This window comes from Mesorhizobium sp. B2-3-4 (assembly GCF_006442315.1).
Taxonomy (GTDB): domain Bacteria; phylum Pseudomonadota; class Alphaproteobacteria; order Rhizobiales; family Rhizobiaceae; genus Mesorhizobium.
Genome location: NZ_VFVY01000001.1, coordinates 555689 through 571000, shown reverse-complemented (window position 1 = coordinate 571000; position 15312 = coordinate 555689). Strand labels below are relative to the sequence as shown.

Below are 15312 nucleotides of genomic sequence, written 5' to 3'. Positions count from 1 at the left end.
GATTTTCAGTTCGGTTTGCGCCACCAGGTCGGCAGCTGATAACCGAATATGGGCGTCTTCTTCGGATGTTCCAAGTAGCTCCAGTAGGCGATCCATTGCTGTGTGTTGTACTGTGTCGGCACCATGTAGTTGCCGGAGATCAGCAGGCGGTCAAGAACCCTGACGGCAGCGACGTAGTCCTCCTTCGAGCGGGCACGCAGCATTGCCTCGATCGCCGCATCGACCGCCGGGTCGGCGACCCCGGCGAGGTTGAAGGAGCCTTCGGCCTTGGCTGCTTCTGATCCCCAGCGCCCGAGCTGTTCGAAGCCGGGCGACAGCGAATTGTTGAAGCCGCTCGATCCGATCAAGGCCTCGAAATCGAAGCGCTGCTTGCGGGACTGAATCTGGTCGCCGTCAAGGCTGCGAATGCCGACATTGATGCCAATTTTCTCCAGTGTTCGCTGATAGATGCCGGCGAGGCGCTCCTCGTCCTGGGAGGCAACCAGTATTTCGAAGCCGAAAGGTTGCCCGTCCGGGTCGAGCATCGTCCCGTCCTTGACGTGATAGCCGATGCTTTTCAGCAGATCGAAGGCAACTTTCAGCACTTTGCGGTCCTGACCTGAACCGTCGGTGACCGGTGGCCGGTATGTACCGTCCATGACATCGGCCGGCACGCGGCCGGGGTAGGGTGCCAGGAGCGCCTTTTCCCTGTCGTCGGCCGGGTGGCCGAGCGCCGAAAGTTCGGAATTCTGCCAGTAGCTCATTGCGCGCGTATATTTGCCGCCGAACAGGCTCTTGTTGGCCCATTCGAAATCGTAAAGCATGCCGAGTGCGCGCCGGACGACCGGGTTGGAAAATTTCGGCAGTCTCGTATTGAACAGAAAACCCGTCACCACGGGCGGAATGCCGGTGTCGAAGGTTTCAGCAACCACGTCCCCCCTATGGAAAGCCGGGAAGTCGAGATCACGCTCGCGCTTGACCGGGTCGCTGTCGTCGTCGATGGCGCAAAGGCCTTTCTTGAAGGCCTCGAGCTTGGCGTTGGCGTTGAGAAAATACTCGATGGTGATCTGGTCGTAATTGTCGAAGCCGCGCTTGGCTGGAACGTCCTTGCCCCAATAATCGGGGTTGCGCTTGAACACGATGCGCTGGCCGGGCTGCACCTGGGCGATGGTATAAGGTCCGCTGCCGATCAGCGGCTTCAACGTTGTCTTGTCGAAGGTCTCCTTGTTGAAGGCATGTTTCGGCAGGATCGGCGTCAGAGCGATGATCAGCGGCGTTTCGCGATTGGCCTTTTCATTGAAGGTGAAGCGCACGCTGTGGTCACCTGTTTTTTCAAGCTTCGCGATCAGGCTCATGCGTGCGCTGTAGGGCGGACGGCCCTTGTCGGTGTAGACATCGTAGGTGAACAGCACGTCTTCCGGCGTCACCGGCTCGCCATCAGACCACTTCGCTTTGGGGTTGAGGTGGAATTCGATCGACTTGCGCTCGGAATCCATGTCGGCGCTGTCGGCGAGCAGGCCGTAGAGACTGAAGGGCTCGTCGTAGTTGCGCTGCATCAACGGCTCGAAAACGAGGTTGCCGTAGTTCAGATCCATCATGCCGCGCGCAGTTGTGCGCAGGCTCTTCAGGATGAATGGGTTGAGGTTGTCGAAACTGCCAACCACGCAATAGGTGATGTTGCCACCCTTCGGCGCATCGGGATTGACATAGTCGAAGTGGGGAAAGTCGGGCGGCAATGCCGGCTCGCCCTGCATGGCGATAGCGTGCTTCGGTTCCGACATGGCCGGCCGCGGCGAAAGGGTGAAAAGCGATATCGCGGTGGCCAGCCAAACAAGAACGCGGCTCATGACCGTCTCCATACCGGGTCGGCTTGATGATTCGGTGCGCACCCTAACATGAGCCAACCGTGCTCCTGCCAATCTCGTTGCCAAGATTCACGGATAGCGGGCTGGATTCGACACGGCTTGCAGTGTAACACGCCGACCGAAGTCATTCTGTTGCCTCATTTCGGCAACAGGTAGCTGGACCACACGGCGCGAAGAAGCCGGTCCCGGGATCATTTGAGAGGAAGTGCACGACATGACGAGCCTGAACAGCAATGCGTACCGCCTTTCGGTCATGGCCGCAGGCGTGGTCGGCTTTCTGGGCGCTGGACTTCCCGCTGCTTCCGCACAGCAGCAACAGCAGATTCCGCAGGGCTGGTTCAAGGCCTGCACCAAGCAGGAAGACGTCGACATCTGCAACGTTCAGAACATCACGACGGCCGGCAACGGCCAGTTGGTCACCGGCGTCAGCCTCATCGAGCTCAAGGGCAAGGTGAACCGCAAGGTGTTCCAGGTCACCGTCCCGACCGGCCGGCTGGTTCCTCCCGGCATCGGTTTGCAGATCGACACCGGCAAGGCGCAGAAACTCGACTATGTCATCTGCTTCCCGGACCGTTGCGTGGCCGAAGTGCCGCTGACCGACCAGCTCGTCGCCTCCTTCAAGAAGGGCCAGGCGATCACGCTGACCTCGATCAACTTCCAGAACCAGGCCAACCCGATCAAGATCGCGCTGCAGGGTTTCAGCGGCGCCTATGACGGCCCGCCGCTGCAGCAGTCGGACATCGAGGACCGGCAGAAGAAGCTGCAGGACTTCGTCGCCAAGAACAATCAGGACTTCGCCAAGAAGCTGAAGGACGAGCAGGACAAGGCCAAGACCGCCAACTGATCGCCCGTCAACGGGTCATCGCAACGAAAAAGCGGGGTCATGCCCCGCTTTTTCGTTTCCGGGCTTTTTCTTTTCTCGCCTTGGCGAAACGGCCTGATGGTCAGTGCCTGGATTGCCGCTTCGGCGCATAGCGCCCATCCGGCTTCTTGTCGAACATCTCCTTGATCTGGGGATGGCGGACCGGCTCGCCCGACTGATCCTCGAGCAGGTTCTGCTCGGAGACGTAGGCGATGTACTCGGTCTCGGCGTTTTCGGCGAGCAGGTGGTAGAAGGGCTGGTCCTTGCGCGGACGTACGTCGGCGGGGATGGCCTCGTACCATTCATCAGTGTTGGCGAATTGCGGGTCGACGTCGAAAATGATGCCGCGAAACGGAAACAGCCGATGGCGAACCACCTGTCCGATAGCGAATTTGGCTGTTTTCATCGTACTCACCACTGAATTCCTTGGCTTTATTTGGCGCAGACTCCGCGTCAATTCAATCCCGACGCGCTTGACGCGCCGTGAAGCTACGGGCTAGCCGGTCAGGAAGGTTTCGAGCCAGCTTTCAAAATGTCTGACGTCGTCGGTCTTGTTCTTCCGTTCTTCGGTCTGATTTTCGTGGGTTTCCTGGTGGCGCGCATCACCAGGCAACCACTGGAAGCGCTCGGCTGGATGAACACCTTCGTCGTGTATGTCGCGCTGCCGGCACTGTTCTTCCAACTGCTCGCCAGGACGCCGTTCGAAAGATTGACGGAATGGCGCTTCATTTTCGGCTCGGTCGTTTCGACCTATCTGGTTTTCTCGTTGATGTTCGTGGGATCCGTGCTGACATCACGCGGCGAGATCGCACAGTCGACCATCAAGGCGCTGGCGGCCGCCTACGGCAATATCGGCTATATGGGGCCGGGGTTGGCACTCTTGGCTTTCGGCGAAGAGGCGGCCGTGCCGGTCGCCCTGATATTCTGCTTTGAAAACATCATGCATTTTGCCATCGCGCCGATGATGATGGCGCTGTCGGGTGCCGAAAAGACCGCCCCACACCGGCTTGTGCTGGACGTCGTGCGCAAGATCGTGCTGCACCCGTTCATCATCGCGACCGCGCTCGGCGTCGGTGCGGCCTATATCGGCTTCAAGCCGCCCGTGCCGGCGGAACGCTTCCTGGACTATCTTTCCCGGGCCGCGGCACCTTGCGCGCTGTTTGCCATGGGCGTCACGCTGGCGCTCAGGCCGCTCAACCGGGTGCCGCATGAGGTGGGTGCGATCGCGGTGCTGAAACTGATCCTGCATCCGCTGCTCTGCTATGTCATGTTGAGCTGGATCGGCAATTTCTCTCCGATCTGGATATTCTCGGCGGTCCTTTTAGCCGCGTTGCCGACCGCTACCAATGTCTTCGTCATTGCCCAGCAATATGGCGTCTGGGTACAGCGCGCTTCCGCGAGCATACTGATCACCACCTGCCTCTCGGTGGCGACAGTAACAGGGCTGCTCTACATGATCCGCCACGGCGTGCTAGCGCCGGACCTGTTTCCTTAAACCGCCGCCAAGTGCCGCAAAGCCGCTGCCGGGGCGCAGTCCTTCGCGCATGAAAAAGGCGCGTAGCGGCGCAAAGCCGCCAAGCACGCCAAGACCCGCGCCGCGTGCCATCTGTGCCGGCAACATGTCGGACAGAAGCGACATGTTGAGCAGATTGACCGCGCTGCTGCGCGCCAGAATGTCAGGCCGACGTTTGAAATCATAGGCGGCAAGAGCCTTGGGAGCGCCAGGGTCTCCGCGATTTTCAGACGCAATTCCAACCAGATCGTCGATATCCCTGATGCCAAGGTTGAGACCTTGCGCGCCGATCGGCGGGAACACATGGGCAGCTTCGCCGACAAGCGCCACACGGTCCCTCGCGAAACGCAGGGGGGTCACGGTCGAGAGCGGATAGATCTGACGGCCGGGCTCCACCGCGACCCGCCCCAGCATCGACTGCATCCGCCGTTCGACCCGCAGCGAGAGCGTTGCGTCGTCCAACGCGGCGAGGTCCCTGGCGCTCTCCGGTTCGACCACCCAGACAAGGCTGGAGCGATTGCCTGGCAGCGGAACCTGCGTGAATGGACCTGTCTCGGTATGGAACTCGGTCGACGTGAAGCCATGTTCGCGGCTGTGGCCGAAATTGAGGACGAGTGCCGCCTGCGGGTAGGCGCGTGCGGCTGTCGAGATGCCCGCGGCCTCGCGGGCCGGCGACAGGCGGCCATCGGCAGCGACTGCAAGGGAGGCATCGACCTCGCTTCCGTCAGCCAGTTCCGCATGGGCCTCGGCGGCGCCGAGATGCCAGGTCTTCACCATCGATCTGCGCCATTCGATCCCCGAATGCGCGGCCACCTTGCCGGCAAGCGTCGGCACAAAGACACTGTTGGGCAGGTTCAGGCCGAACTGTTCCTCGTCGATTTCGCTGGCGCGGAAAGTGACGACGGGGCTGCGGATCAGCCGGCCGGTCGCATCGACAATGCGCATGACCTTCAAGGGCGCTGCCTGGGGCCTGATATCACCGAGGATATCAAGCCGTTCAAGCACCTTCAGGGCAGGCGTCATGAGCGCCGTGGTGCGGCCATCGGGCGCCGAAACCTCGGGTCCGGCAATCGTCACGGGAAAGCCGGCGTCAGCGAAGGCAAGTGCTGCGATCAATCCCGCCGGCCCCGTGCCCGCGATCAGTATCCGCGCTGTATCCAAGATCGGCTTCCGGCTTGCTGTGCGAGGCGGCCACCAGGACCCGCCAGTCGAGAGACCGATATAGGGCAGATCATGTGGCTTGATCAACGCGGCGATTCAGCCCATTCGAATGTCATGACCGGCCACCAGGACGATTTCAGCCACCTCGACCGCGCCGGCCGCGCCGCGGCTGATATCGCGGGCAACCCGCGCCTGATGGTCAATGTCGTCGTCGGGGCCGGCATCGCACTTGCCTGGCTGCTGCTTGCCGCGATGGCGATTCGGGGCGCCGAAGCTTGGGGAGGGGCGCCCGGCGACACTTTGCTGCGTGACTTGCCGCAGCTTCCGCTGCCCGCCTTTCTCGAACGCTTCTTCGCCCTGTGCCTCTCGCCGGCGTCGCTGGACGGGAGCATCGGGTCGCGTGCCCTGGCGCTCACCGCGATGTGGTTTCTGATGGCGATCGCCGCGATGCTGCCGTCGGCCGCGCCAATGATCCGCACCTATTGCGAGATAGCCGACACGGCGCGGATCAAGGGGGAGCCAGTCGTCCATCCACTGGTGCTGGTTTCCGGCTACCTCTTCGTCTGGCTGGCCGCCTCGTTGCTGTTTGCGGCGCTGACACTTGCCGTGCACGCACTGGCCGCCTCGGGCGGGATATTCGATCCGGTGCTCGGCATTGCCGGCGGGCTCGCCTTGCTGGTTGCCGGTCTCTACCAGTTCAGCGGCTTGAAGGAGGCCTGCCTGACCAAGTGCCGGAACCCGTTTTCCATCCTGTTTTCGAACTGGAGCGCGAGACCTGTCCGCATCTTCCGGCTCGGCGTGGCGCAAGGCATATGGTGCCTGGGATGCTGCTGGGCGCTGATGCTGGTGATGTTCGCCGTGGGCGTGATGAACGTCTTCTGGATGGCGCTCATCGGGGTGTTCACCCTGATTGAAAAACAGACGACGGGCAGTCTTCCAACCCGGCTGGCTGGTGCGATACTGCTTGTCTGGGCAGCCGCGCTGCTAGTAGTCTCGCTATGACTGGGGGAAATTCGATGGCGGATCAGAGCTGGGCAATGAAGGGAGAGCTCGTACTCTCCTGCAATTGCACGGTTTTTTGCCCTTGCGTGCTGTCGCTCGGCAATCATCCTCCGACCGAGGGCTATTGCCAGACCTGGGCTGGTTTTCGTATCGACGCCGGGCATTTCGGCGAGGTTGACCTGTCCGGCCTCAATCTTGGGCTGATCATGGAAATCCCCGGCTATATGAGCCGCGGCAACTGGACCGCGGGCCTGTTCATCGATAGCAGGGCCTCGGTCTATGCGGTCAAGGCGCTGACCAAGATCTTCACCGGCAAGGCCGGCGGGACCACATCGCTGCTGTCGATTCTCGTCGGCAAATTCCTCGGTGTCGAACAGGTGCCGATAAGCTACGAGACGCGCGACAAGACGCGTATTTTCCAGATACCGAAGATCATCGACGGGGCGGTCACGCCAATCGCGGGCAAGGACCGCGAGAAGGACACGGTGATCACCAATTCCGAATACTGGATCGCGCCGGAGATAATCGTGGCGAGGTCCGACAAGAGCAAGATGCGGGCCTTTGGCCGCAACTGGAATTTCGCCGGCCGCTCGGCCGAGATATGCAAGCTGGATTGGCGGGGCCCGTGAGGAAGAACACCAAGGCCCGCAAGATCGCAGAGAAGATCACCGAACGGATTCCACGGCCGAAGAAGAAGGTCACCTGGCCGCAGGCGCGCGCCTTTTCGGTGCATCTGCTGACCGCCTCCGGTTCGTTCCTGGCTTTCCTGTCGCTGGTGGCGGCGAGCGAAGAGCGCTGGACGGCGATGTTCTGGTGGCTCGGACTGGCGCTGTTCGTCGATGGCATCGACGGGCCGATCGCCCGCAAACTGGAGGTCAAGGAGATCCTGCCGACCTGGTCGGGCGAACTCCTCGACAACATCATCGATTATGTGACCTACGTGCTGATCCCGGCTTTCGCGCTCTATCAGCGCGGCTTCATGGGCGAGGGTCTGTCGTTCCTGTCCGCGGCCATCATCGTCGTCTCCAGCGCCATCTACTATGCCGACACCGGCATGAAGACGAAGGAGAATTTCTTCAAGGGATTTCCGGTGGTCTGGAACATGGTGGTGTTCACGCTGTTCGTCATCGAGCCGGGACAATGGGTTTCGTTCGCGGTGGTGGTGGTGGCCGGCATTCTGACGTTTATTCCGATAAACTTCATCCATCCGGTGCGAGTAGTGCGGTTGCGGCCGATCAATCTCGGCATGACCCTTTTGTGGTGCGCCTTCGGCGCGCTTGCGCTCGCGCAGGCGGCGCTCGCCGCTTTCTACGACCAGATCGGCGTGCTGGGCGAACAGGTCAGCACCTTCACCAAGATCGGCATCACCGTTGCCGGGCTCTATCTGGCTTGCATCGGCGGCATCATGCAGTTCTTTCCAAAACTCGGTGCCAAAAAGGCCTGATCAGCCGCTCTTCAAGGAAACCAGCCCATGTCCAAAGCGATCCGCATCCACGCCAATGGCGGTCCGGAAGTCCTGACTTATGAAGACGCCGATCCCGGCCAGCCGGGTTCGGGGCAGATCCTGGTCAGGCATACGGCGATCGGCCTCAACTTCATCGACGTCTATCATCGTTCGGGCCTCTATCCGCCGCCCGGCGGATTTCCGCTCGTTGCGGGCAGCGAAGCCGCCGGCTCGGTGCTGGAGGTCGGTAAGGGCGTCGACTGGCTGAAGCCTGGCGACCGGATTGCCTATGCCGTGACGACGGGCGCCTATGCCCAGGAGCGCGTCATCGATGCCGGCAAGGTCGTCAAGGTGCCGGACGGGATCAGCGACGAGCAGGCCGCCGCCATGATGCTGAAGGGGATGACTGCGGAGTATCTCCTGCGCCGCACCTTCAAGGTGAAGGCAGGCGACACCATCCTCTTCCATGCCGCGGCCGGCGGCGTCGGGCTCATTCTCGGCCAATGGGCAAAGCATCTGGGCGCGACCGTCATCGGCACCGCCAGTTCCACCGACAAGATCGAACTGGCCAAGGCACATGGCTTCGACCATGTCATCAACTACAAGGAGCAGGATTTCGTCGCCGGGGTTGCCGCCATAACCGGTGGCAGGAAGTGCGACGTCGTCTATGATTCGGTGGGCAACGACACGTTTCCGGCCTCGCTCGACTGCCTGAAGCCGCTCGGCATGTTCGTCAGCTTCGGCCAATCCTCGGGCCCGATCCCGCCTTTCTCGATGTCGCTGCTGGCGCAGAAGGGCTCTCTGTTCGCCACGAGGCCGACGCTGTTCGTCTACAATGCAAAACGCGAGGATCTCGACGCCTCCGCGGCCGCGCTGTTCGAAGTCGTGCTCAGCGGTGCCGTCGAGATCAAGATCAATCAGCGCTACGCCCTCAAGGACGCCGGCAAGGCGCACGCCGACCTTGAAGGCCGTAGAACGACAGGCACGACCATCCTGGTTCCCTGACGGAAGTTTGCCTTGGTTTTCAGCGCCCTGCCGTCGCCATGGGCAGGGTTTGGAGGAAAAGCCGGCGGGTCGCGTCCTTGTGCGAGGAGGACAAATCTTTGCCCTTGAGTTTCCGCTGAAATTCTTGAAGCTCTTTCAAGTTGGGTGCTGCTTTCGCACCAGAGCCGGCCGCGCATACGATGCTTGCGGGAACACAGAACATATCCGGTAATCCGGATGGGAGGCACTGTGAGTGCAAATCATGATGGAACGAACCTGCTCGAGGTTCGTGGCCTGACCAAGATATTCGGCGCGCTGACAGCGTGCGATCACATCGACCTCAACATCGCCAAAGGTGAAATCCACGCTTTGCTTGGTGAGAACGGCGCCGGCAAGTCGACGCTGGTCAAGATGTTGTTCGGCTCGCTGGAGCCCAATTCGGGTGAGATCTTCTGGAACGGCCAGGCCGTCCGGATCACCAGCCCGGGCGTCGCCAAAAAGCTCGGCATCGGCATGGTGTTCCAGCATTTCTCTCTGTTCGAGGCGCTGACGGCGGCCGAAAACATCGCGCTGTCGCTGGATGACGGCTCGCCGATCAGCAGCATCGCTGCCAAGGCGAGGGCGCTTTCCTACAGCTACGGCCTGCCGCTCGATCCGGAATCGCTGGTCGGCGACCTGTCGGTCGGCGAGCGCCAGCGCATCGAGATCATCCGCTGCCTGCTGCAGACACCGCAACTCATCATCCTGGACGAACCGACGTCGGTGCTGACGCCACAGGAAGCGGACAAGCTGTTCGAGACGCTGGAGCGGTTGCGCGCGGAGGGCAAATCGATCCTCTACATTTCGCACCGTCTGGAAGAGGTCAAACGCATCTGTGACCGCGCCACGGTGCTGCGGCATGGCAAGGTGGTCGGTCATTGCAATCCGCGCGAGGAGACAGCCGCCTCGCTGGCCCGCATGATGGTCGGCAACGAGGTGAAGGCCGTGGTGCGGGCACCGGTCGACGGCATCGAAACCGCGCAGCCGCTGCTCGAAATCCGCAGCCTCAACCGCAAACCGGCAACGCCGTTCTCCATTCCGCTCAAGAATGTCAGCCTCAATGTGCGGGCCGGCGAGGTGATCGGCATTGCCGGTGTCGCCGGCAATGGCCAAGGCGAGTTCTTCGAATCCGTCTCCGGCGAGGTGTTGCAGCAGGATAGCGCCTCGGTGCGTATCCGCGGCAAGGACGCCGGTGGCCTCACCATCACCGGAAGGCGCCTGTTGGGCGCGGCCTTCGTGCCGGAAGAACGTCTTGGCCACGGCGCCGCGCCGCGCATGAAACTCTCGGAAAACCTGCTTCTGTCGCGCCACGCCACCGACGGCAAAGCCTTTGTCGGAAGCGGCGGCATGGTCAAGGGCGCGGCGGTCTATGCCGCGGCTCAGCGCATCATCGAAGTGATGGATGTCCGCAAAAGCGCGCCCGATCCAGAAGCGGCCGCGCTGTCAGGCGGCAATTTGCAGAAATTCATCGTCGGCCGTGAGCTCGACCGCCGTCCAAGCGTTATGGTGGTGAACCAGCCGACCTGGGGTGTCGATGCCGGTGCCGCCGCCCACATCCGCCAGGCGCTGATCGAGCTTTCCCGCAGCGGATCGGCGGTGCTGGTGATCAGCCAGGATCTCGACGAGCTGTTCGAGATATCCGACGCGATCGCGGTGATGCACAATGGAGAATTGTCAAAGCCGATGCCGATCGCCGATGCGACTTTCGAGAAGGTCGGCTTGCTGATGGGCGGCGCCGAACCCGGCCACGCCGAACATACGCTGGAGACGGCATGATGCGCCTCGAACTCGTCAAACGCCCGCAGCGCTCGGCGCTGTTTTCGATGCTGTCGCCGTTCATCGCCTTCGCGTTGACCATCATTGCCGGCGCGGTTCTGTTCGCGCTGCTCGGCGTCAATCCGCTCAACGCTTTCAAGATCTATTTCGTCGAGCCGATAAGCCAGGTCTGGCAGTTGCATGAACTGGCGATCAAGGCGGCCCCCCTGATCCTGATCGCCGTTGGCCTGTCGGTCTGCTACAAGGCCAATATCTGGAACATCGGCGCCGAGGGCCAGTTCATTTTCGGGGCCATCTTCGGCTCGGCCATTCCGGTGCTGTTCCCACAATTCGAAGGCCCGCTGGTGCTGCCGCTGATGCTGCTGCTCGGCATGGTCGGCGGCGCGGCCTATGCGGCCATCCCGGCTTTTCTGAAGACCCGGTTTTCCACCAACGAAATCCTGACCAGCCTGATGCTGGTCTATGTCGCCCAGTTGTTCCTCGACTGGCTGGTGCGTGGCCCCTGGCGCGACCCGCAGGGACACGGCTTCCCGCAGACGATCCAGTTCGGCGACTCGGCGGTGCTGCCGGAACTGATGCCGGATGCCGGGCGCGCCAATTGGGGCTTCGTCTTCGCCCTGGTGGCGGCGGTGCTGGTCTGGATCCTGATGGGTCGCATGCTCAAGGGCTTCGAGGTGCGCGTGCTGGGCTCCAGCCCGAGGGCAGGGCGCTTCGCCGGCTTCGGCCTCAACCGGATGGTGTTCTTCGCCTTCCTGCTGTCGGGAGCGCTGGCCGGCCTTGCCGGCATCTCGGAAGTCTCCGGCGCCATCGGGCAGCTTCAGCCGGTGATTTCGCCCGGCTACGGCTTCACCGCCATCATCGTGGCCTTCCTCGGCCGTCTCAATCCGCTGGGCATCATCGGCGCGGGCCTCGTCCTGGCGCTGACCTATCTCGGCGGCGAGGCCGTGCAGAGCGCGCTCGGCATTTCCGACAAGGTGGCAAGGGTGTTCCAGGGGATGCTGCTGTTCTTCGTGCTCGGCTGCGACACACTCATCCATTACCGCATCCGGTTGATCGGCCTGGCGCTGACGAAACAGGAGCCCGCCGCCAAGATCGAGGCCGCGCCCAAGCTGAAGGAAGCCCGCTGATGGACATCACCGTCAACATCCTCCTGACCATCGCCACGGCGGCGACCCCGCTTTTGATCGCCGCGATCGGCGAATTGGTGGTCGAACGGTCCGGCGTGCTCAATCTCGGCGTCGAAGGCATGATGATCATGGGCGCGGTCGGCGGCTTCGGCGCCGGCTATCTGACCGGTTCGCCCTGGCTGGGCCTCCTGGCGGCGATCATCATGGGGGCGCTGTTCTCGCTGCTGTTTGCCGTCATGACGCTGTCGCTGGCGACCAACCAGGTGGCGACCGGCCTTTCGCTGACGCTGCTCGGCCTCGGCCTCTCCGGCATGATGGGCACGAGCTTCGTCGGCCAGCCAGGCGTCAGGTTGCCCAATCTCGACATTCCCGGCCTCAGTTCGATCCCGGTGGTGGGCAAGCTGCTGTTCGGCCAGGATCCTGTATTCTACATCTCGATCGCGCTGACGGCAGCCGTCATGTGGTTCCTGTTCAAGACGCGTACCGGGCTGACGCTGCGCTCGATCGGCGACAGCCACACGTCGGCGCATGCGCTCGGCATCAAGGTCATCCGCTACCGCTATCTCGCGGTGATCTTCGGCGGTGCCTGCGCCGGTCTCGCCGGCGGCCACCTGTCGCTGGTCTACACCCCGCAATGGGTGGAGAACATGTCGGCCGGACGCGGCTGGATCGCGCTGGCCTTGGTGGTGTTCGCGTCCTGGCGGCCGTGGCGGGTGCTGGCCGGCGCCTATATTTTCGGTGCGGTGTGGATCGGCCAGCTTCATGCACAGGCTTTTGGCATTCCAGTGCCCTCGCAGGTGCTTTCTTCTCTGCCCTATCTGGCAACCGTCGTGGTTCTCGTTCTAATCTCGCGCAACAAGCGTCTGACGATGATGAACACGCCGGCATCCCTGGGGCAGCCATTCGTTCCGGATCGTTGACAACAAAAACAAACGGGAAGCTCCAAGGCTAAACTCAGAGAGGTAACACAATGAAAAGACTGCTTATTGCTCTTATGACCACGACCGCGGCCATGTCGCTGGCGGCGTCCGCCCAGGCCGCCGACAAGCTGAAAGCGTGCTGGGTCTACACCGGCCCGATCGGCGATTTCGGCTATTCCTACCAGCATGACCAGGGCCGCCTCGAGGTCGAGAAGGCGCTCGGCGACAAGGTCGAGACCGCTTATCTCGAAAACGTCTCCGAAGGCCCGGATGCCGACCGCGCTTTCGAGCGGCTGGCACGCGAGGGCTGCAAGATCATCTTCGGCACCTCGTTCGGTTTCATGGACGCCGAAGTGAAGGTCGCCAAGAAGTTTCCCAAGGTGATGTTCGAGCACGCCACCGGCTACAAGACCTCGGACAATCTGGGCATCTACAATGCGCGCTTCTATGAAGGCCGCTACGTGCTCGGCCAGATCGCGGCCAAGGAATCGAAATCCGGCGTCGCCGGCTACATCGTCTCCTTCCCGATCCCGGAAGTGGTGATGGGCATCAACTCCTTCATGCTCGGCGCACAGTCGATCAATCCGAACTTCAAGGCCAAGATCGTCTGGGTGAACTCGTGGTTCGATCCGGGCAAGGAAGCCGACGCCGCCAAGGCGCTGTTCGACCAGGGCGCCGACATCATCGTCCAGCACACGGACTCGACCGCCGCCCTTCAGGTCGCCGAGGAGCGCAAGCTGCACGGTTTCGGCCAGTCCTCAGACATGATCAAGTTCGCGCCGAATTCGCAGCTGACTTCGCTGACCGACGAATGGGGCCCGTACTACATCAGCCGCGTGCAGGCAGCCATCGACGGCACCTGGAAGCCGGACAATGTCTGGCTCGGCATCAAGGACGGCGCCGTCAAGCTCGCGCCCTACACCAACATGCCTGACGACGTGAAGGCGATGGCGCAAGCCACCGAGAAGAAGATCGCCGGCGGCTGGAACCCCTTCACCGGACCGATCGCCAAGCAGGACGGCTCGCCCTGGCTGAAGGACGGCGAAGTCGCCGACGACGGCACGCTGCTCGGCATGAACTTCTACGTCAAGGGTGTCGACGACAAGCTGCCGCAGTAAGCGGCGCATCCTTTGCCGAAAGTCGAAAGGGCGCCTCGCGGCGCCCTTTTTCATTCAAGGCGTCCGCCGCCGGTCGCGACCGTCCGCCCGTGGCGTTCAAACAGCCGAACCGTAGAGATCGTAGGCGTCGGCGCGCTCGATCTTAACGGTGACGATGTCGCCGGCGCGCATCGGACGGCGCGACTGGATGTGGACCGAGCCATCGATCTCGGGCGCGTCGTATTTGGTGCGGCCCTTGGCCGAGGTGCCATGCGCTTCGTCGATCAGGACCGGCAGGCGCTTGCCGACCTTCCGGGCCAGCTGCGTCGCCGAGATCCTCTGCTGGCGCTGCATGAAGCGATGCCAGCGCGCTTCCTTGATCTCTTGCGGCACCTGTTCGAGACCGAGGTCGTTAGAACGGGCACCTCTGACCGGCTCGTATTTGAAACAGCCGGCGCGATCGATCTTGGCCTCGTCCAGCCAGTCGAGCAGCATCTCGAAATCGTCCTCCGTCTCGCCGGGGAAGCCGACGATGAAGGTCGAGCGGATGGCAAGATCCGGGCACACGTCGCGCCAGCCGCGAATGCGCTCGAGCGTCTTTTCGCCATGTGCCGGCCGCCGCATGTTCTTCAGCACCTGCGGCGAAGCGTGCTGGAAGGGGATGTCCAGATAGGGAAGGATCTTGCCCTCGGCCATCAGCGGGATGACGTCGGCGACATGCGGGTAGGGGTAGACATAATGCATGCGCACCCAGATGCCGAGCTTGCCCAGTTCCTCGGAGAGATCGAGGAACTTGGCGCGGACCTCTCGGTCGCCGAACATCGACGTCTGATATTTGATGTCGATGCCGTAGGCGCTGGTGTCCTGCGAGATGACAAGGAGTTCCTTGACGCCGGCCTTGGCCAGTTTCTCGGCTTCGCGCAGCACGTCGGCGGCCGGCCGTGAAACGAGATCGCCGCGCAGTGCCGGGATGATGCAGAAGGTGCAGCGGTTGTTGCAGCCTTCGGAAATCTTCAGATAGGCGTAGTGGCGCGGCGTCAGCTTGACGCCTTGCGGCGGCAGCAGGTCGATATAGGGATCGTGCGAAGGAGGGGCTGCCTCGTGCACGGCGGCCATCACGCTCTCATAGGCCTGCGGCCCCGTAATCGCCAGCACATTGGGATGCTTCTCGCGGATCACGTCCGGCTCGGCGCCCAGGCAGCCGGTGACGATGACCCTGCCGTTTTCCGAAAGCGCGGAACCGATGGCGTTGAGCGACTCGTCGCGGGCGGAATCGAGGAAACCGCAGGTGTTGACGACGACGAGATCCGCGCCGTCATGCTTGCGCGCGATTTCGTAGCCCTCGGCCCGCAAACGCGTGATGATGCGCTCGGAATCGACGAGGGCTTTGGGACATCCGAGACTGACGAAGCTGACGCGCGGGGCGGACATGGGCAAGTTTCCAAAGGACGCGAACCGGAAACACAGATCCGGCCGGCAGTCTCAACATATAACGGTTTGCGTGGCTCCTGGCAGGAGCTCAATTCGGGCGGCGCAATAGCAC

General features: G+C 62.3%; 14 protein-coding genes. 10 read left to right on the top strand and 4 right to left on the bottom strand.

From position 1 onward, the window contains the following. Positions 1–5: 5 nt before the first annotated feature. Positions 6–1826 carry an extracellular solute-binding protein gene (locus FJ967_RS03170; RefSeq protein ID WP_140730224.1) on the bottom strand — a complete coding sequence of 607 codons (1821 nt, stop codon included), beginning with the start codon at positions 1824–1826 and terminating at the stop codon, positions 6–8. A gap of 232 nt (positions 1827–2058) precedes the next feature. Between FJ967_RS03170 and FJ967_RS03165 the strand changes: the two genes are divergently transcribed. Next, the gene (locus FJ967_RS03165) at positions 2059–2688 is read left to right on the top strand and encodes an invasion associated locus B family protein (RefSeq protein ID WP_140730223.1); all 630 of its coding nucleotides are present in this window, start codon (positions 2059–2061) and stop codon (positions 2686–2688) included. 100 nt (positions 2689–2788) lie between these two features. Here the strand turns inward: FJ967_RS03165 and hspQ are convergent, their stop codons facing one another. Next, a complete protein-coding gene (gene hspQ, locus FJ967_RS03160) occupies positions 2789–3112 on the bottom strand; it encodes a heat shock protein HspQ (RefSeq protein ID WP_181175647.1) in 324 nt (107 codons plus the stop codon). 126 nt (positions 3113–3238) lie between these two features. Between hspQ and FJ967_RS03155 the strand changes: the two genes are divergently transcribed. Further along, a complete protein-coding gene (locus FJ967_RS03155; protein ID WP_140730221.1) occupies positions 3239–4201 on the top strand; it encodes an AEC family transporter in 963 nt (320 codons plus the stop codon). Here FJ967_RS03155 and FJ967_RS03150 read toward each other — a convergent pair. Further along, positions 4178–5380: a UbiH/UbiF family hydroxylase gene (locus FJ967_RS03150; RefSeq protein WP_246675150.1), complete on the bottom strand. Its 1203-nt coding sequence runs from the start codon at positions 5378–5380 to the stop codon at positions 4178–4180. The genes FJ967_RS03155 and FJ967_RS03150 overlap by 24 nt on opposite strands. Positions 5381–5452: 72 nt before the next feature. Here FJ967_RS03150 and FJ967_RS03145 point away from each other — a divergent pair, with 72 nt between their 5' ends. The 8 genes from FJ967_RS03145 (at position 5453) to FJ967_RS03110 (ending at position 13790) form a co-directional block, all read left to right on the top strand. After that, positions 5453–6382 carry a DUF2182 domain-containing protein gene (locus tag FJ967_RS03145; RefSeq protein ID WP_140730220.1) on the top strand — a complete coding sequence of 310 codons (930 nt, stop codon included), beginning with the start codon at positions 5453–5455 and terminating at the stop codon, positions 6380–6382. 14 nt (positions 6383–6396) lie between these two features. Continuing rightward, on the top strand, positions 6397–7011 hold the full coding sequence (locus tag FJ967_RS03140; RefSeq protein WP_140730219.1) for a DUF1326 domain-containing protein: 615 nt from the start codon (positions 6397–6399) through the stop codon (positions 7009–7011). Beyond that, positions 6984–7826 (top strand): phosphatidylcholine synthase, encoded by an 843-nt coding sequence (gene pcsA / locus FJ967_RS03135; RefSeq protein ID WP_140730218.1) that lies wholly within the window; start codon positions 6984–6986, stop codon positions 7824–7826. The genes FJ967_RS03140 and pcsA overlap by 28 nt, the downstream gene beginning before the upstream one ends. Positions 7827–7853: 27 nt before the next feature. Next, the gene (locus FJ967_RS03130; RefSeq protein ID WP_140730217.1) at positions 7854–8831 is read left to right on the top strand and encodes a quinone oxidoreductase; all 978 of its coding nucleotides are present in this window, start codon (positions 7854–7856) and stop codon (positions 8829–8831) included. A 216-nt stretch (positions 8832–9047) separates the two neighbouring features. Further along, positions 9048–10625, top strand: a complete 1578-nt coding sequence (locus FJ967_RS03125) for an ABC transporter ATP-binding protein (RefSeq protein WP_181175646.1) — start codon at positions 9048–9050, stop codon at positions 10623–10625. Next, a complete protein-coding gene (locus tag FJ967_RS03120; protein WP_140730215.1) occupies positions 10622–11752 on the top strand; it encodes an ABC transporter permease in 1131 nt (376 codons plus the stop codon). Before FJ967_RS03125 ends, FJ967_RS03120 begins: the two co-directional genes overlap by 4 nt. Beyond that, on the top strand, positions 11752–12672 hold the full coding sequence (locus FJ967_RS03115; RefSeq protein WP_140730214.1) for an ABC transporter permease: 921 nt from the start codon (positions 11752–11754) through the stop codon (positions 12670–12672). Before FJ967_RS03120 ends, FJ967_RS03115 begins: the two co-directional genes overlap by 1 nt. Positions 12673–12722: 50 nt before the next feature. Next, positions 12723–13790 carry a BMP family ABC transporter substrate-binding protein gene (locus FJ967_RS03110; RefSeq protein ID WP_140730213.1) on the top strand — a complete coding sequence of 356 codons (1068 nt, stop codon included), beginning with the start codon at positions 12723–12725 and terminating at the stop codon, positions 13788–13790. Positions 13791–13886: 96 nt separating this feature from the next. On the opposite strand, the gene rimO is transcribed toward FJ967_RS03110, so the two are convergent. Further along, positions 13887–15200, bottom strand: a complete 1314-nt coding sequence (gene rimO, locus FJ967_RS03105; RefSeq protein ID WP_140730212.1) for a 30S ribosomal protein S12 methylthiotransferase RimO — start codon at positions 15198–15200, stop codon at positions 13887–13889. Between the last annotated feature and the right edge of the window lie 112 nt (positions 15201–15312).